The sequence below is a fragment of the Achromobacter sp. E1 genome (assembly GCF_037039475.1).
GTDB classification, from domain to species: Bacteria; Pseudomonadota; Gammaproteobacteria; order Burkholderiales; family Burkholderiaceae_B; genus Achromobacter; species Achromobacter mucicolens.
Genome location: NZ_CP146253.1, coordinates 1,970,754 through 1,993,141 on the forward strand (window position 1 = coordinate 1,970,754; position 22,388 = coordinate 1,993,141).

Genomic DNA, 22,388 nt, shown 5'->3' on the forward strand with positions numbered 1-22,388 from the left:
CAATGCCAGCGGGTGCGAAGAAACAATCCTTCCGTCAACTAGGAACCCATTGATGATCGTGCGCGAGGTCTTGCGCGTGGGCGGAGTTTACGACAGCGCCGCTTATCGCGCGGACGCCGAGTTCCTCCAAGATGAGCTGCGTGGCGGCGTCCGGCACGTCGGCGGCATGGACCGACATGCCGAGCGTCATCGCGGTGGCGACGACGGTGGCGGCCAGATGCTGGCTGCCGGGACTATGGAGCAGGCCGCTGATGAAGCTTCCACTCAGCGTCACGTACGAAACCGGGAATTCGTGCAGGTGCTCCATGGCGCCGAACTGCTGCGACAGCCGCGATACGCCGACCCGCCCGCCGGCGCCCGTGACGATGTCGCAGAGCTGGCGCACGTCGGCGCCTTGTTCGACGAGGCCCGCGGCTTCGACTTCCAGGATCAACCGGCTCGACAGCGTGGGCCGGTCGGCCAGCATGCGTTCCAGGCGTCCGAAAAACGATCCTTGAGCAAGCGTGGCAAGCGACACCGGCACGGTCAGCGCGCCTTCATGCGTGAACAGCCAGTCCAGGCCCAGGCGAATCGCCTGGATATCGCATTCGGCGGACAGCCCCAGGCGTACGGCGGGCGGCATGAAGATCGAGGCCGGCACGGGATCGGTGCCGGACAGGTCATGCAGCGTCAGGCTAGCCTCGTGCTGGAGCAGCGCGCCGGACAGGTCGTGCAAGGGTTGGGCCGACAGCGAGAACCGGTGCTGCTCTAGCGCCGTGATCAACGCGTCGTGCCAGCTATATTCGCCGATGCGGGTGCTGTCGGCGGCCTGGCTCGCCGGGGTGATCTGGTCGTCATCGGCGCTTTCGGCGCACATCAGCGCGTGGTCCAGGCGGGCCAGGATGTCACTCATGTTGTCGCCCGGCGCGAATGCGGCCATGGCCAACGCCCAGCGGCACCAGCCGAACTTGTCCATGGGCACGCGCAGCGACCGCAGTTCGCGGCGCACGCGCTCGGCCAGCACGCTGGCTTGCGGCGCCGAGGTGCGCGGCAGCAGCAAGGCGAAATCCGATCCGCTGATGCGCGCAATCAGCGTCCCGGGGCCGCCGAATTCCTGCACCAGCTTGCGCAGGCGATCCGACGAGGAGCGCAGCCACTGGTCGGTGAAGGCGCGCGACAGGTGGCGGTTGATCTGCGCCAGGTCGCGTTGGCGGAACATGAGCAGATGGCCGCCGGCCTCATCGGATTTGTCGGCCAGCGTCAGCCGGAACTGGTCGACGAAATGTTTGCGGTTGGATAGGCGGGAGATGGGATCCCGGTAGATCTCGCTTTGCAGCGATTCGATGCGGGCATTCTGTTCTTCGACCGTGGCGGCGACGCGGCGTTGCGCATCGACAAGCGCCTGGTCCACGCCCGGCACTTCGCATGAACCGGTCAGCTGCGCGTCCGCGCCCGGCGCCAGGGCGCGCACGCGCTCGCAGATGTCGCGGGATGTGCGGGCTTCGATCCAGCGGACAAGATTCGTCGCGAAGAGCGCCCAGAATGCGGCGGCCGCCAGCACCAGGCCCAGCACCCGCACGCCACCTTGCCACAGGGTGTCACGCGCCAGCCGCGCATCGGCCTGCACCGTCAGAACGCCCTTGGCCTTGCCGCCCGGAATGACGAAGGGCCGCGAAACCGCGGGCGCCTCCATGTTCAGCCACGCGGCGCGCCAGTCGGACTCATGGCCGGTGCCGCCCGCTGGCCCGGCACGGCGCTCCACGCGGATCGCGTTCCCTTCGTTCGTGATATTGACCAGCGAATACAGGCCTTGGCCAAACAGTTCATCGGCAAGTTCGATCTGCTCTCGATGGCTGCCCGTGCTGTGCGACAGCGCCCAGGCGAGCGCGTTGGCGCCCGATTCGCTCTGCTGGGCAAGCTGGGTATTCAGATAGCGATGCGCCGCCAGCATCCCCAGGGCTTGCGCGCCGAGCAGGATGAAGCCGATCAGAAGGGCAGAGCAGAAAAGCAGCCGGCGTAAAGTGGACATGTACTTGCGAGTCCCTGTCTGGGTATACGCGGCAGCGGACGCGGGCAGGTGTCCACTGCGGCTTCAACGGGCATCAGGCGGCAAGGGCGCCTGCGCGGGATAAAAAAACCTGGATATCAAACGTGACACACGTTACGAAACGACCGTCAACGACGCGGATGCAGGAAACAGGGGTTGTCACAGAACGCACAGAATATTACGAAATCCTCGGTCATATCAGACAAGGTGTGTAATTATTTCGCTCGTGAGAATGGACCGGTTGAGAACTATTGAGACACTGCGTATTAATTTTTCGGGTTGCGGTGTCGTAGATGGACCGAGGCATGGCGAAAGGACCGGCCAGCGATCGCCGTCCAGGGGCCCAGCCATGACCGAAGCGAGCAACAAGGATCCAAGGAAAGTCAGGATAAAAGGGGCGCGTTGCCTCCGAAATGTGGCGTTTTTTTGCGAAAACAATGCATAATTTAAAATATGTTACAGCCCCCGGGCCCGTGGTTGGGCCGCAACGCCGGGGGCTTATGGATAGGGGGCTCCGTGCGTGAGAGTTACCTGCTCGCACTGTGCCTGACGCTCGCGGGCGCACTTGCAGCGATCAGTCTGCTGTTCTTCCGCCGGGAGCGCGCGCTGCGCCGACGCCTGACGCGGGATGAACTGACCGGCCTCCTTAGCCAGCAGGAGCTGCATCGTCGCGTGCGCGCCTGGCTGGGCCAGCCGCAGGGCACGACCCGGCGCGGCGCCTTTTTTCTCGTCAGCTTCGAACACTATGCCCAGATCAGCGCCATGCTGCGGGCCGGTGAAGATCAGGCGCTGCTGGTGCAGGTGGCCGATCGCATCGGCCTGGTCGCCCGCGCGCTCGGGGGCATGGCCGCGCGCACCGGGACCGACTCGTTCACCGTCTGCGTGCCCGGCGTTGACGAGGAGGGCGCTGCCCAGGTGTCTGCCAAACTGCTGGCCGACCTGAGCGTGCCTTATGAACTGGGCGCCCGTCCCCTTATTGCCGTCTTTCGCATCGGCGCCGCCCTGTACCCGGCCCACGGCCGCAGCGTCGAGGAATTGCAGCGCTGCGTGCAGGTCGCGATGGTGCCGCTTAAGGATCAGGGCGGCCAGGGGTGGAATCTCTTCGACTTCCGGCTGCTGGCACGCCAGCGGGACCAGCAGGGCCTGGAAAACGACCTTCGGCTGGCCCTGACGACGCCGGCCATGGAGCAGTTCGAGCTCTACTACCAGCCGGTCTGCGACAGCGCGAGCGGCATGGTGCAGGGGTGCGAAGCGCTGCTGCGCTGGCATCACCCCGTACTGGGCAGCGTGTCGCCCGCCGTGACGATCGAGCTGGCCGAACGCAGCGGCCTCATCGTGCCGCTGGGCGCCTGGATCCTGGAGCGAGCCTGCACGCAAGCGGCGCTATGGCCCGCCGCGTGGCGCGTGCACGTGAACCTGTCGGTCAAGCAGATGAACGAGGACGGGCTGGTTCAACTGGTGTCGGACGTGCTGGCCGCCACCCGCCTGGCGCCGTGCAAGCTGGTGCTGGAGATCACCGAATCCATCTTCATCCTGCACTACGAGCGGCATGTGAAGATTCTGAACACGCTGCGCGACAAGGGTATCGGGGTGGCGCTGGATGACTTCGGCTGCGGCTATTCCAGCCTGAATCATCTGCGCCATCTGCCCATCGACTGGGTCAAGATCGACCGCAGCTTTATCTCCGCGCTGGAATCGGACGCCGGCAGCCGCGAGGTGGTTTCCGCCCTGTTCGGCTTGTGCCAGGCGATGCACCTTCCGGTCGTGGCCGAAGGTGTCGAGACGGAAGGCCAGCGCGAAATCCTCAAGTCGCTGGGATGCCGGGTGATGCAGGGTTTTCTGCTGGGACGGCCTGCGCCGGCTGCCGAAATCCAGGCTTTGGCTGCGGCGGTGTCATAATCGGGGTTGCTTGCAAACCCGACCTGTTGACTCCCTATGCCCGGCAATACCCTAGGTACTCTCTTTACCGTCACGAATTTCGGCGAATCCCACGGGCCGGCCATCGGTTGCGTCGTGGACGGCTGCCCGCCGGGGCTGGCCCTTACCGCGGCCGACATCCAGTTCGAACTGGACCGCCGCCGTCCGGGCACCTCGCGCCACGTGACGCAGCGCCAGGAAGCCGATCAGGTCGAGATCCTGTCCGGCGTTTACGAAGGGGTCACCACCGGCACGCCCATCGGCCTGCTGATCCGCAATACCGACGCGCGCAGCAAGGATTACTCCAATATCGAGGACACCTTCCGGCCCGGCCACGCCGACTTCGCTTACTGGAACAAGTTCGGCGTGCGCGACCCGCGCGGCGGCGGACGATCGTCGGCCCGCCTGACCGCGCCCACCGTGGCGGCTGGCGCCATCGCCAAGAAGTGGCTGTCCGAGCAGTACGGCGTCAAGGTGCGCGGCTACATGAGCCAGCTCGGCCCCGTCGCCATCCCGTTCGTTTCGTGGGACGAAGTGCCCAACAATCCCTTCTATGCGCCCAACGCCGAGGTCGTGCCCGAACTGGAAGCCTACATGGACCAGTTGCGCCGGGACGGCGATTCCATCGGCGCACGCATCGAGGTCGTTGCCGAGAACCTGCCGGCCGGCTGGGGCGAACCCATCTACGACCGCCTCGATGCCGACATCGCCCACGTCATGATGGGCCTGAACGCGGTCAAGGGCGTCTCCATCGGCGCGGGTTTTGAATGCATCACGCAGCGCGGCTCGGAACATGGCGACGAAATCACGCCCGAAGGCTTTCTGAGCAACCACGCCGGCGGCGTGCTGGGCGGCATCTCCACCGGACAGCCCATCACCGTGTCGCTCGCAGTCAAGCCCACTTCCAGCATCCGAGTCGAGCGCCGCTCGGTCAACCGCGCCAACGAGCCGGTGATGGTGCAGACGCTGGGCCGTCACGACCCTTGCGTGGGCATCCGCGCCACGCCGATCGCCGAGGCGATGCTGGCGCTGGTGCTGATCGACCACGCGCTGCGCCATCGCGGGCAGTGCGGCGCCGCCCCGGTCTGATACGTTTTTCCGTTGTTGAAAATGGCTTGGAGGCCGACATGAAACAGAAGCGTCATTTTCTGCGCAATGCCGGAGCCGTGCTGTCGCTGGCCGTGCTGGCGGGCTGCACCGGCATGAACACCACGCAGTCGGGCGCCGTGGGCGTCAACCGCACCCAGTACATGTCCAGCATGGTGCCTTCGCAGGCGCTGGAACAGGAAGCAACCCAGCAATACGCCGAGATCCTGCAGCAGGCCAAGTCCAAGGGCTTGCTGGACAAGGATGCCAAGCAGGTGGCGCGGGTGCGCGCCATCTCGCAGCGTTTGATCGCGCAGGCGGGCGTGTTCCGTCCGGATGCCGCAAGCTGGAAATGGGAAGTCCACGTGCTGTCCAGCGACGAGGTCAACGCCTGGTGCATGCCCGGCGGCAAGATCGCGGTCTATACCGGCCTGATCTCGAAGATCAACCCAACCGACGATGAGCTGGCTGCGGTACTAGGCCACGAGATCGCCCATGCGTTGCGTGAACACGCCCGCGAGCGCGTATCCCAGCAGATGGCTACCAGCCTGGGCCTGCAGGTGTTGTCCATTGCCACCGGATCGTCGGCGGCGTCGGACCTGGGCGGCGAATTGACCAATGTGATGTTCACGTTGCCCAACAGCCGCACGCACGAGACCGAAGCGGACCGCATGGGTGTTGAACTGGCCGCCAGGGCAGGTTATGACCCGCGTGCGGCCGTGACGCTGTGGCAGAAGATGGGCGCTGCCAGCCAGGGCAGCGCGCCGCCCGAGATTCTGTCCACTCACCCGTCGGCAGCCTCGCGCATCAGCGACCTGCAAACGGCGGCGCAGAAGGTGATGCCGCTTTACGAGCAGTCCAAGGGACAAGCCGCGCGCTGATCGCGCGGGGGGCGGCGCTCCGGTTGGGGCGCCCGCCGGCTTGCCGGGCCCAGCGCGGACCGTTCCGCTTACTCCACACTTGGCGTCTTGACGCCCTGGCCTCGCATGATGTCGATGCCCAGCCCTTGCAGGATGCGTTGGGTTTCCGCGTCCGGCACATCTTCCGCGTACACGGCAATCCCCAGCGACCGGGCCGTTTCCAGGACCGAGGCCGTGAGTTGCTGGCTGCCCGGGCTTTGCGACATGCCGCCCACGAAGCCCCCGCCCAGTTTCACGTAGGACAACGGCAGCGTGTGCAGTTGCGCCACCGCGCCGAACTGCTGCGCCAGCCGGCGCACGCCGATATGGGCGCCGAACTCCGCGGCGACGCGGGCAAACGCGGTGATCTGCTCGTGGCATTCCACCAGGCCGTGCGCGTCGATTTCCACGTACAGGCGGCGCGCAAGCGGCCGGTTTTCGGTCAGCAGCAACGCGAGCTGGCGCAGGAACTTCTGGCCGCGCAGCGACGGCAGCGACACGCGCACGGCAAGCTCGCCCGCGTGGCTGGCCAGCCATTCCAGGCCCAGCCGCACCGCTTCCAGATCGCACTCGGCTACCAGGTCCAGCCGCACCGCCGGCGGAATGAAAAGCGTGGCGGGAATCGGCTCCTGATCCGGGGCGGTGCGCAGCATCAGCATGGCTTCGGTGCGCACGACGCGTCCATTCAGCGCCAGCAGGGGTTCGGTCGACAGTTCGAAGTGACGGCCTTCCAACGCCGTCTGGATGGCGTCCTTCCAGGCCCGCTCGCCGGCTTCCGACGGCGAATGCGTGTCCGTGGCGCCCGCGATGACGACCTGGTCGTTGCCGGCGCTTTCCGCGCGCATCAGGCCGAAATCCAGGCGGGCAAGCACGGCGCCAGCCTGGCTGCCGTGTCCGTAGTCGGTCATGGCCTGCGCCCAGCGGCAAAGATGGCCTTCGCCGACTGGAATGCGCGACGCATGCAGGTCGGCCCGGACCTGCTCGGCCACCATCATGGCCTGGGGCGCCGCGCAGCCCGGCAGCAGCAGCGCAAAGTCCGATCCATTCAGCCGCGCCAGCATGGGCGCGGCGACGTGCATGCGCTTGAGCGTGCCTTGAATGCGTTCGCAGGCAGTGCGCAGCCACTGGTCGATGAATTCGCGCGGCATGTGGCGGTTCAGGTCGGCCAGGTCGCGCTGGCGAAACACCAGCACGTGCCCGCCATCGACCCGCGACGTTCCCGGCGCTGCCCGGGTTTCCAGCGCGCGGCGGAACTCGTTGACGAAGTACTTGCGGTTGGGCAAGCCGGTCACGGGGTCCTGGTTCAGCTCCAGTTCCAGCGACTCGATCTTGGCGTTCTGTTCTTCGACGCTGGCGTGAATGCGCTCGCGCGTCTGGTTCAACGCCTGCACCACGCCGGACAGTTCCGGCACCCGCGCCTCGACCTGCTCGCCCGGCGCATCCCGGCCGATGCCGCGGACGTGGTCGCTGATTTCGCGCAGCAGACGGTTCTTGATCCACCCGACCAGAACGAAGGCGAAGATGGCCCACAGGATGCCCGCGCCGACCACCAGCGCAATCATCTTCAGGCTGCTGCGCCACAGGGCTTCCCAGGCGTAGGCATCGTTGGCGATCAGGGTGACTTCGCCGATCTGCCGCCAGCCGTCGCTGACCGCATGGCTGGCCGCCTGGCTATCCAGCGGCGCCAGCGCCTGGAACCACGCAGGCACCGACGCGGCAGTGGCGGTCGACCGGCGTTCGATCAGCACCTTGCCGTCGGGATCGGTCAGGCGCACCAGCGAAAAGTGCCCGCCATCGTAAAGCGCGGACACCAGCAGTTCCTGCACGACCGGGTCGTTGTTCGCCGGCTGCGACAAGGACAGGGCCAGCGATACGGCCGCGTCGGTGCTTTGCACCTGAAGCTGGCCCGACAGGTACTCGCGCGCCGAGTTGACGCTGAGCGCCAGCGTTCCCAGCAAGATGACGCTGATGGCGAGGGTCACGCTGAGCAGGAGCTGTCGAAGTATGGACATAGTCTTGTTTCCGGACGTCAGGGGCGGATGCCTTCCCGTTCCATGCGTTGAAGGAGGTCGCGCCAGCGGCTGAGGCGGTCGACAGGCGCGGCCGCCTTGCCGTCCACGTAGACGCCGTCGGCGTTGAAACTGAACACCGGCGTCAGGTCGCGCCGCTGCGTGGCCGGCAGGATGGTTGAAATCAGGCTGTCCAGCACAAGCGGGACGGCATTCGGGGTTTCGTAATAGCCCAGCACCATGTGGGCCACCTGGGCGCTGCTGGCCGCGCCGCCGATGCGGGCGCGCACATAGATGAAGCGCAGCTTGTTGGCCGGCACCCCCATGGAGAGCAGGGTGAAATACTTGCCGATGACATAGTCTTCGCAATCGCCGGCGCCCCGGCCCAGCGACTCCAGCGGCGTGGCCCAGTAATCGGCCTGCTTCCAGATGATGGAGTCCTCGCCGGAGAGCAGGGCGCGGTTCCAGAAGTCGTTGGCGACGGTGAGGCGGTCGCGATCCGATGCCGGAGCGGGGCTGCGCAGCAATTGCAGCCAGTTCGATACGGACTTTGCGCCCTTGGCGCCGTAGCGGCTGGCGGACAGGCTTTGCAGCCTGTCCGTGTTGATCTCCAGCGCCGAGCTGCCGCTCCACCCGCAAGCCAGGCATAGCAGCGCCACACGGCACAGAGTCAGCGCGCTACGAAAACGGCGGGTTGGGGGCATGAAACGGATTTTCACATTTTTTCGGGCATCTTGGACGCGCCCTTGAAAAAATGCGTCGGGCGGGAGGGTAAGGCCTGGGCCGGCCCTCCCGTCACGTCGATGTTCAATGATGATCGACGTTCAGCTTCCCCTTCTGCAGCAGGTCGTTGATGATGGCCTGGTTGCTGACGGCCTGACCGTGGACGTCGTGGGTGAGATCGACGCCCTCCAGCACGATCTTCTGATCGGCACCCTGGCCGATCTGGCCCTTGGTGTTGATCTCGAGAATCGTATTGTTGGCGTTGGCCGGATCCTGCTTGAAGTTGAGGTAGTTGGACAGATTGCCATCCTTCTCGCCCACGAGCAGGTCCTTCAGGTCCAGCACATCGCCGCCGTCTGCGGGTTTGGCCAGCGAGAAGTCCTTGATCCGGTCCACGGCCGGGTTGGACGTCGTTCCCTGATCGTTGAACTCCCAGCGGAACGTATCGGAACCGTCGCCACCGATCAGGGTGTCGTGGCCCTTGCCGCCGATCAGCACGTCGTTGCCCTTGCCGCCGTTCAGGGTGTCGTTGCCATCTCCCGCAAGCAGGATCTCGCTCTTGTCGGTGCCCAGCAGGCTGCTGCCCGCTTGATAGGCCACAGACACGTTGGCGCTATCGCTATGGCCGTCCGCCGTACTGATCGTGTACGAGGAATTGGCCACGGTGTCGGCAACGGGCGATGCAGCGGAGTAATCGACGGTCATCGTGAGCAGGTAGTCTTCTTCTCCCGTGCCACCCCAGCTCGATCCGTTGTCGTCGATGTTGACGATATGGATTTCGTAGCTGGCGCCCGTCGCGGAAGAGATGGAATCGCCACTCTTGAGCACGACATAGTCGTCCGAGCTTCCTGCCAAGCGATACTCCATCCGGATCCAATTGGATTGCAGGTTATGGTTCAGCGTAAGAATCTCGCCTGCGCTCAATGCAATGGTGATCAGATCCTGGTCATTGCTGCGGGTGGCGCCGACGCTACCGAGATAACCGTCCACCTTGATCTGAGCGCGATTCTGGCCGATCTGGGCAAGGTCGGCACGATTGACCGTCAGGAATTTGTTCGCGTTGCTGCTGCCGCTGGTGCCGTCGAAGTCAAGCGTCTTGACCGAGGAGGCAGCAAAGTCGCCTCCCTTATCCTTCCAGCCCGTATTGACCGTCAGCGGTCCCATCGTCAACGCGCCCGTGCCGCGAACGTCGTTGGCAAGCAGGGATCCGGCCTGAACCGTCAATTGCGGGCTCAGGATGTTGGTGATCACCGTGTCGTTCACGGCATCCGGGTTTTGATAAACCGGCGCCGTCACCGTCAGCGTGAGGCTGGAGCTTGCTGTATCGCCGTCGCCATCCCTGACCGTGTACTGGACGGTGTCGGTGCCGGCGGTTTGCGGCTGGTAGCGATAATCACCCAGGTTTTCGCCCGCCAGATCGATCGTGAACTTGCCGTGCGACGTCGTCACCGTCAGTTCGGACTTGGCCGAATCGAAGGTGAAGGTCGCGCCGGCGCTAGCCGTGACCTTGTTGGTCGCAACGTCGTAGTTGTACGTCTTGCCGTCGATCACCAGTTGCGTGATGCGCGCACCGGCCAGGTCGGCGCCCAACGTACCGCCCGCCGAGATGTCGCCGACGATCGGCGGTGCGATGGTGTCCGAAATCGCCGTATCCAGACCGTTCAAGTCCTTCACGATGATCGTGTTGCTGTCCTGCGGCTTGCTGGGGTTGTAGGACACCGGATCGATGTACGTGCCGGTGGCGTTGGTGCCAAGACCGATGCCGTAGGAATTGATCTGGTTGTCCGAGAGGAACTTTTCCCACGTCGCCTGCTGAGTGGCGTAGACGGGACCGTTCTCAGGGTTTCCGTCTGTGAAGAAGTAGGAGATGTTCTGGACATTGGCGCCTTCCAGCTTGCCCGTGCCAGAGTTGTTCCACGCAGTCATTGCGGTGTTCAGCGCGGCTTCGTAGTTGGTGCCGCCGCCGTAGCTCAAGCCATCGACCAGCGTCTTGGCTTCGGCCAGCGACATCCAGCCGCCGCCCTTCTGACTCGCGGTCGAGTTGAATTCGACAATCATGACGCGCACGTCGCCGGACTCGCCATACTGGTCGAGCAGCTTGGCGACCGAGGATTTCAGTACCTCCAGGCGCGTCAGCTCACGCTTGTTGTTGTAGACACCGCTACCGTAGTTCATGCTGCCGGACGTATCCAGCGTGAGCATGATGTTGGTGCCGCGTGACGACAGCGCGGAGCTGTCGGCAATCGGGACCAGGTTGGGCGCCGTATCGGTCACCAGCACGCCCAGGTCGCCCGTCGCCTTGCCGCCGAACTTGTCTTCGACCGTGATCGCGAAGTGGTCCTGGACGTTGGTGTCGTCGCCAGTGTGTTGCTGTGCGCCGCTGGTCTGGTAGGTGTAGGTCACCTTGCCGGTTGCCGCGTCGTAGCCAGTGAGCGTCAGCGTGCCCTTGCTGGTGGTCAGCGTGAGCGGGTTGCTCGACAGGCCCGCCAGGCGGTCCAGAGTAAGCGTCGCGTCGGCGTTGCCGGTGCCGTCGATCGAGATCGACTTCAGTCCGGCTGCCGCGGTGATCACGAAGGAACCGCTGCCGGTGGCCTGTGCTTCGGACACGCTCAGGACGCCAGGGGCGCCGGCATTGTTGTCTTCGATGGTCAGGGTCGGGCCCGTGGGCTCGACACCGCCAACCTGGAACTGGCCGTTTGCGAAATCGCCATCCGCGTCGGTCACTTGGTACGTGAAGTCGATCAGCTTGTTGGCCGTGCCGTTCATGGGCTGGTACTGATAGAACTCCCACTTTCCGGTGGCCGGCGTCAGACGGATCTCGAACACCAGATTGCCCGACGCATCCAGACCCTGGATCAGGTTGCCGTTGGCAGCCACATTGGTCTTGATTGCGCCGCCATCACGCGTCGTCAGGCCGCTTTCCACGCCCGTCAGCTTCAGCGTTCCGGGGCCGTCAGCGCCGTAGGCGAATTGCAGGTTGCCGTCGGCGTAGGCGATGGCATGGACATCCTGGCTGCCCAGGAACGTCACGCCAGTCACCGTGAAGTCGCTGTTGTCGCTCGAGGAATTCTTGTGGTTGTCCGTGGCAGACACGACGATCGTGTCGAAACCGCCTTCCTCGACCCGGAAGTTCGCCGCGTAGTCGCCGCCGCTCTTGTCGGAGGTGAAGGTGCGTTCGGCGATCAACACGCCATCGCGGTAGAAGCGTGCGATGCCGCTTTCCACTTCGCCACCATACATGGCGGCGAAGTCGATGGTTGCGCCGTAGGCGATCTTTCCGCCGGTGAGGCGGATCGTCAGTTCTTCCGACGCGCCCTGGCCGTTCAATTCGCGGTAGTCCACCTCGTTCGCGATGTTGTGATACGGGGAGCCCGAACTCGCCACACCCAGCCCTGCGGTGCTCTGGTTGACCTTGGCGTCGATCAGCGTCAGGTCGTTATTCGACGTGAATCCCTTGGCCGAGACTTCCACGGCGCCGTTGCCGAACGTGAACTTCCACTGGCTATCGCTGCTGGAGGAGCCGGCAAAGGAGACCTTGCCGGTATAGACATCGGGAATGCCGGCGGACTCGACGTTGACGGGCGCGTTCTGCTGCACGACAGGCGAATCGTCTTCGATCGTGACGTTCAGCGTGGTGGTGACGGGCGCATTGACGCCGTCCGCGACCTTGACGGTCACGGACAGGCCGACCGTGTCTTCACGCGTCGTGTCCGGATGATCCACCGGCGCCAGCATCTGCACCGTGTAGGCGCCAGCATTGTCGATCTTGATGATGATGGCGTCGGTGGTGCCGGCGCGGCCGGTCAGCGTATGGCCATTGTCGGACAGCGTCCAGTTGATTGGCACGCCGTCGGAGCTGAGGCTGCCATTGGCCGGCGCCACCAGCGTGATCGTGTAGGCGGCTCCGCTGTTGTCGTCGGTGATGTTCAACTGGCCATTGGCCTTCGCCGAATCGGTGGTGTCGGACGTGCCATTGCCGTCCTTGATGCCACCGCTCAGGCCTTCCTCGGACACCGCGACGGATGCGTTGCCCACGACAGGCGGCTTGTTGATGTCCACGATGGCCGCATTGCCGCTGTCCGAGATGCCTGCCGGAAGGGCGGTACCGCTAGCGGTCTGACCGGAGAGCGTGGCGTTGAGCACCATGCTTTCGGTGCCTTCGTAGATGCCGTCGGCAGTCGTGGGCACTTGGACGACAATGCCGCCGGTGGTGCCGGACGGAACCTTGACGCTGTACGAGCCGTCTGCGTTGGCCGTCACCGCCACGGACGTTCCGCCGATCGTCACAACGGGCTTGCCGTAGTCGGCGCCGGTAACCTGGCCGCCCAGCGTGAAGGTCAGCGTCGTTTCGGCATCGACCGGCTTGCTCAGGGTCACGTTGAAGCTCGCCGTGTTCCCTTCGGTCACGTTGCCCGCGTCGGAGACATTGAGCGACGGCACATCGGCGCCCGGACCACGGCTGTCCACGATGGCGGCGTTGCCGGTATCGGTGATGTTGCCAGGCAGGGCGACGCCGCTGGCGGTGTTGCCCGAGAGCGTGGCTTCCAGGGTCAGCTGTTCACGGCCTTCGAACACCGAATCATCGGTGGTGGGGACGGTGACCACGATGCCGCCAGTCGTGCCGGCCGGCACGGTGATGCTGTAGGAGCCATCGGCGTTGGCCGTGACCGTGGCGGGCTTGCCGCCGATCATGACCGTGGGCGTGCCCACGTCGCCGGCTTCGATCTGGCCGCCGAGCTTGAACGTCAGCGTGGTGTTGGCGTCAACGGCCTTGTTCAGCGCGACGTTGAAGACGGCGTTGCTGCCTTCGTTGACGTCGCCCGCGTCGGAGACGGTCAGGGTCGGCACGTCGGCGCCCGGACCACGATCGTCCACGATTGCGGCGTTGCCGGAATCGGTGATGTTGCCAGGCAGCGCGACGCCGCTGGCCGAGCTGCCGGTCAGCGTGGCGTCAAGCGTCAGTTGTTCACGGCCTTCGAAGACGGAGTCGTCGGTGGTCGGGACCGTGACGACGATGCCGCCAGTCGTGCCGGCCGGCACGGTGATACTGTAGGAGCCATCGCCGTTGGCCGTGACGACGGCAGGTTTGCCGCCGATCATGACGGTGGGGGTGCCCACGTCGCCAGCTTCGATCTGGCCGCCCAGCGTGAACGTCAGGGTCGTGTCGGCATCGACCGCCTTGGTCAGCGCGACATTGAAGACGGCGTCGCTGCCTTCGTTGACGTCGCCGGCATCCGAGACGGTCAGGGCCGGCACGTCGGCGCCCGGGTTCGGGTTCGACGGGTCGGTGCTTTCCGTATCGACAATCGTGGCGCTGCCGGAATCGGTAATGTTGCCAGGCAGGGCGACGCCGCTGGCGGTGTTGCCCGAGAGCGTGGCGTTGAGCGTCAGCTGCTCGCGGCCTTCGAACACCGAATCATCGGTGGTCGGGACGGTGACAACGATGCCGCCGGTCGTGCCGGCAGGCACGGTGATGCTGTACGAGCCATCGGCGTTGGCCGTGACGGTGGCAGGCTTGCCGCCGATCATGACCGTGGGCGTGCCCACGTCGCCGGCTTCGATCTGGCCGCCGAGCGTGAACGTCAGCGTGGTGTCGGCATCGACCGCCTTGGTCAGCGCGACATTGAAGACGGCGTTGCTGCCTTCGTTGACGTCGCCCGCGTCGGAGACGTTCAGGGCCGGCACGTCGGCGCCCGGGTTCGGGTTGGACGGGTCGGTGCTTTCCGTATCGACAATCGTGGCGCTGCCGGAATCGGTAATGTTGCCAGGCAGGGCGACGCCGCTGGCGGTATTGCCCGAGAGCGTGGCGTCCAGCGTCAGCTGTTCACGGCCTTCAAAGACGGCGTCATCGGTGGTCGGGACGGTGACAACGATGCCGCCGGTCGTGCCGGCAGGCACGGTGATGCTGTAGGAGCCATCGGCGTTGGCCGTGACGGTGGCAGGCTTGCCTCCGATCATGACCGTGGGCGTACCCACGTCGCCGGCTTCGATCTGGCCGCCGAGCGTGAACGTCAGCGTGGTGTCGGCATCGACCGCCTTGGTCAGCGCGACATTGAAGACGGCGTTGCTGCCTTCGTTGACGTCGCCCGCGTCGGAGACGGTCAGGGCCGGCACGTCGGCGCCCGGGTTCGGGTTGGACGGGTCGGTGCTTTCCGTATCGACAATCGTGGCGCTGCCGGAATCAGTGATATTGCCCGGCAGGGCGATGCCGCTGGCCGAGTTGCCGGTCAGCGTGGCGTCCAGCGTCAACTGCTCACGGCCTTCAAACACCGAGTCGTCGGTGGTCGGGACCGTGACAACGATGCCGCCAGTCGTGCCGGCAGGCACGGTGATGCTGTACGAGCCATCGGCGTTGGCCGTGACGGTGGCGGGTTTGCCGCCGATCATGACCGTGGGGGTGCCCACATCGCCGGCTTCAATTTGACCGCCCAGCGTGAACGTCAGCGTCGTATCGGCATCGACAGCCTTAGTCAGCGCAACATTGAAGACGGCGTTGCTGCCTTCGTTGACGTCGCCGGCATCCGAGACGGTGAGGGCCGGCACGTCGGCGCCCGGGTTCGGGTTCGACGGGTCAGTGCTTTCCGTATCGACAATCGTCGCGCTACCGGAATCAGTGATGGTGCCCGGCAGGGCGATGCCGCTGGCCGAGCTGCCGGTCAGCGTGGCGTCCAGCGTCAGCTGTTCGCGCCCTTCAAACACGGAGTCATCGGTGGTCGGGACCGTGACCACGATGCCGCCTGTCGTGCCGGCAGGCACGGTGATGCTGTACGAGCCATCGGCGTTGGCCGTGACGGTGGCAGGCTTGCCGCCGATCATGACCGTGGGCGTACCCACGTCGCCAGCTTCAATCTGGCCACCCAGGGTGAACGTCAGGGTGGTGTCGGCATCAACCGGCTTGGACAAGGCGACGTTGAAGACAGCGTCGTTGCCTTCGTTGACGTCGCCTGCATCCGAGACGGACAGGGTCGGCACGTCGGCGCCCGAACCGTGGTCGTCAACGATGACTGCGCTGCCCGAGTCGGTGATGGTGCCCGGCAGGGCGATGCCGCTGGCCGAGCTGCCAGTCAACGTGGCGTCCAGGGTCAGTTGCTCGCGGCCTTCAAAGACGGAGTCGTTGGTGGTCGGGACCGTGACGACAATGCCGCCCGTGGTGCCAGCCGGCACCGTGATGCTGTAGGAGCCATCGGCATTGGCCGTGACCGTGGCGGGCTTGCCGCCGATCATGACGGTGGGGGTGCCCACGTCGCCAGCTTCGATCTGGCCGCCGAGCGTGAACGTCAGCGTGGTGTCGGCGTCGACCGGCTTGGACAGGGCGACGTTAAAGACAGCGTCGTTGCCTTCATTCACATCGCCTGCATCCGAGACGGACAGGGTCGGCACGTCGGCGCCCGAACCATGGTCGTCAACGATGACGGCGCTGCCGGAATCGGTGATGTTGCCCGGCAGGGCGACACCGCTGGCGGTATTGCCCGAGAGCGTGGCGTCCAGGGTCAGCTGTTCGCGGCCTTCGAAGACGGAGTCATCGGTGGTCGGGACGGTGACAACGATGCCGCCGGTCGTACCAGCCGGCACGGTGATGCTGTAGGAGCCATCGGCGTTGGCCGTGACGGTGGCAGGCTTGCCGCCAATCATGACCGTGGGCGTGCCCACGTCGTCGGCTTCAATTTGACCGCCGAGCGTGAAGGTCAGGGTCGTGTCGGCGTCGACAGCCTTGGTCAGCGCGACATTGAAGACAGCGTTGCTGCCCTCATTGACGTCGCCGGCATCCGAGACGGTCAGGGCCGGCACGTCAGCGCCCGGGTTCGGGTTGGTCGGATCGGTGCTTTCCGTATCGACAATCGTGGCGCTACCGGAATCGGTGATGGTGCCCGGCAGCGCGATGCCGCTGGCCGAGCTGCCGGTCAACGTGGCGTCCAGCGTCAGCTGTTCGCGGCCTTCAAACACCGAGTCGTCGGCGGTCGGGACCGTGACAACGATGCCGCCTGTGGTGCCAGCCGGCACCGTGATGCTGTAGGAGCCGTCGGCGTTCGTCGTGACGGTGGCCGGCTTGCCACCGATCATGACCGTGGGCGTACCCACGTCGCCAGTTTCGATCTGGCCGCCGAGCGTGAACGTCAGGGTGGTGTCGGCGTCGACCGGCTTGGACAGGGCGACGTTAAAGACAGCGTCGTTGCCTTCATTCACATCGCCTGCATCCGAGACGGACAGGGTCGGCACGTCGGCGCCCGGACCATGGTCGTCAACGATGACGGCGCTGCCCGAGTCGGTGATGGTGCCAGGCAGGGCGATGCCACTGGCCGAGCTGCCAGTCAGCGTGGCGTCGAGCGTCAGCTGTTCGCGGCCTTCGAAGACGGAATCGTCGGTGGTCGGGACCGTGACGACAATGCCGCCGGTGGTGCCAGCCGGCACGGTGATGCTGTAGGAGCCATCGGCATTAGCAGTCACGACGGCAGGCTTGCCGCCAATCATGACCGTGGGCGTACCCACGTCGCCAGCTTCGATCTGGCCACCCAGGGTGAACGTCAGCGTGGTGTCGGCATCAACCGGCTTGGACAGGGCGACGTTAAAGACAGCGTCATTGCCTTCGTTGACGTCACCGGCGTCCGAGACGGACAGGGTCGGCACGTCCGCGCCCGAACCGTGATCGTCAACAATGACGGCGCTGCCCGAGTCGGTGATGGTGCCCGGCAGCGCGATGCCGCTGGCGGAGCTGCCGGTCAGCGTGGCGTCCAGCGTCAGCTGTTCGCGGCCTTCGAAGACGGAATCGTCGGTGGTCGGGACGGTGACAACGATGCCGCCGGTCGTGCCAGCCGGCACGGTGATGCTGTAAGAGCCATCGGCATTCGCAGTCACGACGGCCGGTTTGCCGCCGATCATGACCGTGGGCGTACCCACGTCGCCAGCTTCAATCTGGCCGCCCAGGGTGAACGTCAGCGTGGTGTCGGCGTCGACCGGCTTGGACAGGGCGACGTTAAAGACAGCGTCATTGCCTTCATTCACGTCGCCGGCATCCGAGACGGACAGGGTCGGCACGTCCGCGCCCGAACCGTGATCGTCAACGATGACGGCGCTACCGGAATCGGTGATGGTGCCCGGCAGCGCGATGCCGCTGGCCGAGCTGCCAGTCAGCGTGGCGTCCAGGGTCAGCTGTTCGCGGCCTTCGAAGACGGAATCGTCGGTAGTCGGGACGGTGACCACGATGCCGCCGGTCGTGCCAGCCGGCACCGTGATGCTGTAGGATCCATCGGCATTCGCAGTCACGACGGCAGGTTTGCCGCCGATCATGACGGTGGGGGTGCCCACGTCGCCGGCTTGGATCTGGCCGCCCAGGGTGAACGTCAGCGTGGTGTCGGCGTCGACAGGCTTGGAGAGCGCGACGTTGAAGACGGCGTCGTTGCCTTCGTCGACGTCGCCGGCGTCCGAGACGCTCAGCGAGGGCACATCCGCGCCGGAGCCATGATCGTCAACGATGACGGCGCTGCCGGAGTCGCTGATGTTGCCAGGCAGCGCAACGCCGCTGGCGGTATTGCCCGAGAGCGTCGCTTCGACCGTCAGTTGCTCGCGGCCTTCAAACACCGAATCGTCAGTGGTCGGGACGGTAACGACGATGCCGCCCGTCGTACCCGCAGGAACCGTGACGCTGTACGTACCGTCCGGATTGGCCGTGACGGTGGCGGGCTTGCCGCCAATCATGACGGTGGGCGTGCCCACGTCACCATTTTCAATCTGGCCACCCAACGTGAACGTCAGCGTGGTGTCGGCGTCGACGGCCTTGGTCAGCTCGACATTGAAGACGGCGTCGTTGCCTTCGTTGACATCACCCGCGTCCGAGACGGAAATGGCCGGCACGTCAGCCCCCGGGTTCGGGTTCGACGGATCGGTGCTTTCGGTATCGACAATCGTGGCGCTACCGGAGTCGGTAATGTTGCCAGGCAGGGCGACGCCGCTGGCGGTATTGCCCGAGAGCGTGGCGTCCAGCGTCAGCTGTTCGCGGCCTTCGAAGACGGCGTCATCGGTGGTCGGGACGGTAACGACGATGCCGCCAGTCGTGCCAGCCGGAACCGTGATGCTGTAAGAACCATCGGCGTTGGCCGTGACGGTGGCAGGCTTGCCGCCGATCATGACGGTGGGGGTGCCCACGTCGCCGGCTTCGATCTGGCCGCCCAGCGTGAACGTCAGCGTGGTGTCGGCGTCAACAGCTTTGGTCAGCGCAACATTGAAGACGGCATCGCTGCCTTCATTGACATCGCCCGCGTCGGCGACGGTCAGGGCCGGCACGTCAGCGCCCGGGTTCGGGTTCGACGGGTCGGTGCTTTCCGTATCGACGATCGTGGCGCTACCGGAATCGGTGATATTGCCCGGCAGGGCGATGCCGCTGGCGGAGTTGCCGGTCAGCGTGGCGTCCAGCGTCAACTGCTCACGGCCTTCAAACACCGAGTCGTCGGTGGTCGGAACGGTGACGACGATGCCGCCGGTCGTGCCGGCAGGCACCGTAACGCTATACGTGCCGTCAGGATTGGCGGTGACGGTGGCGGGCTTGCCGCCGATCATGACGGTGGGGGTACCGATGTCGCCGGCTTCGATCTGGCCGCCCAGCGTGAAAGTCAGGGTCGTGTCGGCGTCGACCGCCTTGGTCAGCGCGACATTGAAGACGGCATCGCTGCCTTCGTTGACATCGCCTGCGTCGGAGACGGTCAGGGCAGGTACGTCAGCGCCAGGATTCGGGTTCGACGGATCGGTGCTTTCGGTATCGACAATCGTGGCGCTACCGGAATCGGTGATATTGCCTGGCAGGGCGATGCCGCTGGCCGAGTTGCCGGTCAGCGTGGCGTCCAGCGTCAACTGCTCACGGCCTTCAAACACCGAGTCGTCGGTGGTCGGAACGGTGACGACGATGCCGCCGGTCGTGCCGGCAGGCACCGTAACGCTATACGTGCCGTCGGGATTGGCGGTGACGGTGGCGGGCTTGCCGCCAATCATCACGGTGGGCGTGCCCACGTCGCCGGCTTCGACCTGGCCGCCCAGCGAGAACGTCAGGGTCGTGTCGGCGTCGACCGCCTTGGTCAGCGCGACATTGAAGACGGCATCGCTGCCTTCGTTGACATCGCCCGCGTCGGAGACGGTCAGGACCGGCACGTCAGCGCCCGGATTCGGGTTGGACGGATCGGTGCTTTCGGTATCGACAATCGTGGCGCTACCGGAATCGGTGATGTTGCCCGGCAAGGCGACGCCGCTGGCGGTATTGCCCGAGAGCGTGGCGTCCAGGGTCAGCTGTTCGCGGCCTTCGAAGACGGAGTCATCGGTGGTCGGGACCGTGACGACGATGCCGCCAGTCGTGCCGGCAGGAACCGTGACGCTGTACGTGCCGTCCGGATTGGCGGTGACGGTGGCGGGCTTGCCGCCAATCATCACGGTGGGGGTACCCACGTCGCCGGCTTCGATCTGGCCGCCGAGCGTGAACGTGAGGGTGGTGTCGGCATCAACCGGCTTGGACAGCGCGACATTGAAGACAGCGTCGCTGCCTTCATTGACATCGCCCGCGTCCGAGACGGTCAGGGCCGGCACGTCAGCGCCCGGGTTCGGGTTCGACGGGTCGGTGCTTTCCGTATCGACAATCGTGGCGCTACCGGAATCGGTGATGTTGCCCGGCAAGGCGACGCCGCTGGCGGTATTGCCCGAGAGCGTGGCGTCCAGGGTCAGCTGTTCGCGGCCTTCGAAGACCGAGTCGTCGGTGGTCGGGACTGTGACCACGATGCCGCCGGTCGTGCCAGCCGGCACCGTGATGCTGTAGGAGCCATCGGCGTTGGCCGTGACAGTGGCAGGCTTGCCGCTAATCATCACGGTGGGGGTGCCGATGTCCCCGGCTTCGATTTGACCGCCCAGCGTGAACGTCAACGTGGTGTCGGCGTCGACCGCCTTGGTCAGCGCGACATTGAAGACGGCGTCGCTGCCTTCGTTGACATCGCCTGCGTCGGACACGTTGATGGCCGGCACATCGGCGCCGGTGCCGCGGTCGTCCACGATGACGGCGCTGCCGGAGTCGGTAATGTTGCCAGGCAGGGCGATGCCGCTGGCGGAGCTGCCAGTCAGCGTGGCGTCCAGCGTCAGCTGTTCACGGCCTTCGAACACGGTGTCGTCGGTGGTCGGGACGGTGACAACGATGCCGCCGGTGGTGCCTGCAGGCACCGTGACGCTGTAGGAGCCATCGGCGTTGGCCGTGACGGTGGCGGGCCTGCCGCCGATCATGACGGTGGGGGTGCCCACATCGCCCGCTTCAATTTGGCCGCCCAGCGTGAACGTCAGGGTGGTGTCGGCGTCGACAGCCTTGGTCAGCGCGACATTGAAGACGGCATTGCTGCCTTCGTTGACATCGCCCGCGTCCGAGACGGACAGGGCCGGCACGTCGGCGCCCGGGTTCGGGTTGGTCGGGTCGGTGCTGTCGGTATCGACGATCGTCGCGTTGCCGGTGTCGGAGATGCCGGCGGGCAGTTGGGCGCCGTTGGCGGCCTGGCCGCTGAGCGTGGCCTCCAGCGTCAGGGTCTCGCTGCCCTCGAAAGTGTTGTCGTCCGTCGTGGGCAACGTCACCACGATGCCGCTCGTGACGCCGGCGGGCAGCTGGAAGCTGTACGTGCCGTCTGCATTGGCAGTTACGGCCACGGCCACGCCGCCGATGGTGACGACCGGCACGCCGACGTCCTGGGGTTCGACCTGACCACCAACCTTGAGCGTGATGGTCGTTTCACGGTCCAGATCGATCGTGTTGCCCAGACTGATGTTGAACGTGGCGCTGCCGCCTTCGTTGATGGTGCCCGCGTCCGAAACGGCGATCGTGGGCACGTCGAGCACGCCAACGATCGTGACGGCGACCGTTGCGGTCGAGGTGGCGCCCGACGGATCGGTGATCGTGTAGGAAATGGTGGAGCTCGCGGTCTCGCCTTCTCCCAGCGCCTGGTAATCGCCATTGGGGTTGAAGACGTACGAACCGTCAGGGAACACCGTGAACGATCCGCCGTTCGAGCCGGGCACGGTCAGGCCGGCGCTGGTCATGGGGCGGCCATTGACGGAAACCAGCGTCAATGCGTCGCCATCGGCGTCGGCGTCGTTGGCGAGCAGATTTCCGCTGATCGAATTGTCCTGACGGGTGGTGACGCCGTCGTTCTGCGCGACCGGAGGCGTGTTGCCCGGGACAGCTGCAGCAGCGTCGCCGTCATCGGCGGTCAGCGCCGCGCCGGAAACCCGCGGCAGCGTGTCGTCGCCGCGCGCCGGATTCGGGTAGGCCAGGTCCAGCGGGCTGGTGGTTTCGAGGATGCGGGCCAGACGGACGAAGCTGCTGCCGCCGGCTTCACCGCCGCCAGCCACGACGGCGGCGGTCGGATCGAGTTCGTCGAACGGGTCGCGGCCGGCTTGCAGCGCGGCCAGCAGGCGGTCCGAATCGGTGCCAGAGGGCGGCGCAACCGCGGCCTCGGTCGGATCGGCCAGCGGGCCGGTCATGTCGCCGTTGACCGCGACTTCGCGGCCTTCGCCGATCACGATCGGCATGCCGTTTTCAACCTGAAGCGAAACCGTGGCGCCCGAGGCAGTGACGATGTCGCTGCCGGCGGGGACTTTGCTGCCTTGATGCAGTTCGGTCAAGGAACCGTCGCTATTGCGTATCCACGCGCGACCGGAAATTTCGTTGACGACTGCGGGAGAAGAGTTGGCCATGTTGGTTCCGTTTCAGGGAGTTAT

General features: G+C 65.5%; 7 protein-coding genes. 3 read left to right on the plus strand and 4 right to left on the minus strand.

What is annotated here, in order from left to right:
* Window positions 1-34 precede the first annotated feature (34 nt).
* A complete protein-coding gene (locus V6V88_RS09000; protein ID WP_081101108.1) occupies window positions 35-2,008 on the minus strand; it encodes an EAL domain-containing protein in 1,974 nt (657 codons plus the stop codon).
* A 534-nt stretch (window positions 2,009-2,542) separates the two neighbouring features.
* Between V6V88_RS09000 and V6V88_RS09005 the strand changes: the two genes are divergently transcribed.
* From V6V88_RS09005 to V6V88_RS09015, 3 genes are read left to right on the plus strand one after another with little or no spacing between them, the layout of a single operon-like run.
* Window positions 2,543-3,925 (plus strand): GGDEF domain-containing phosphodiesterase, encoded by a 1,383-nt coding sequence (locus V6V88_RS09005; RefSeq protein ID WP_062841904.1) that lies wholly within the window; start codon window positions 2,543-2,545, stop codon window positions 3,923-3,925.
* 36 nt (window positions 3,926-3,961) lie between these two features.
* Complete coding sequence (gene aroC, locus V6V88_RS09010) at window positions 3,962-5,032, plus strand: chorismate synthase (protein WP_338618911.1); 1,071 nt, start codon at window positions 3,962-3,964, stop codon at window positions 5,030-5,032.
* Between the two features lie 38 nt (window positions 5,033-5,070).
* Entirely contained in the window at window positions 5,071-5,910 is an 840-nt protein-coding gene (locus tag V6V88_RS09015; RefSeq protein WP_280002018.1) for a M48 family metallopeptidase, read from the plus strand.
* 68 nt (window positions 5,911-5,978) lie between these two features.
* On the opposite strand, the gene V6V88_RS09020 is transcribed toward V6V88_RS09015, so the two are convergent.
* From V6V88_RS09020 to V6V88_RS09030, 3 genes are all read right to left on the minus strand, one after another.
* A complete protein-coding gene (locus V6V88_RS09020) occupies window positions 5,979-7,940 on the minus strand; it encodes a LapD/MoxY N-terminal periplasmic domain-containing protein (RefSeq protein WP_280002017.1) in 1,962 nt (653 codons plus the stop codon).
* 17 nt (window positions 7,941-7,957) lie between these two features.
* Window positions 7,958-8,641 (minus strand): transglutaminase-like cysteine peptidase, encoded by a 684-nt coding sequence (locus tag V6V88_RS09025; protein ID WP_217617817.1) that lies wholly within the window; start codon window positions 8,639-8,641, stop codon window positions 7,958-7,960.
* 103 nt (window positions 8,642-8,744) lie between these two features.
* Window positions 8,745-22,364 (minus strand): retention module-containing protein, encoded by a 13,620-nt coding sequence (locus tag V6V88_RS09030; RefSeq protein ID WP_338618916.1) that lies wholly within the window; start codon window positions 22,362-22,364, stop codon window positions 8,745-8,747.
* Window positions 22,365-22,388: the final 24 nt, after the last annotated feature.

Bases quoted from the DNA above. Each gene is read 5' to 3' on its own strand.
- V6V88_RS09000 (WP_081101108.1), bottom strand. From the start codon at position 2,008: ATGTCCACTTTACGCCGGCTGCTTTTCTGCTCTGCCCTTCTGATCGGC.
- aroC (WP_338618911.1), top strand. From the start codon at position 3,962: ATGCCCGGCAATACCCTAGGTACTCTCTTTACCGTCACGAATTTCGGC.
- V6V88_RS09015 (WP_280002018.1), top strand. From the start codon at position 5,071: ATGAAACAGAAGCGTCATTTTCTGCGCAATGCCGGAGCCGTGCTGTCG.
- V6V88_RS09020 (WP_280002017.1), bottom strand. From the start codon at position 7,940: ATGTCCATACTTCGACAGCTCCTGCTCAGCGTGACCCTCGCCATCAGC.
- V6V88_RS09025 (WP_217617817.1), bottom strand. From the start codon at position 8,641: ATGCCCCCAACCCGCCGTTTTCGTAGCGCGCTGACTCTGTGCCGTGTG.
- V6V88_RS09030 (WP_338618916.1), bottom strand. From the start codon at position 22,364: ATGGCCAACTCTTCTCCCGCAGTCGTCAACGAAATTTCCGGTCGCGCG.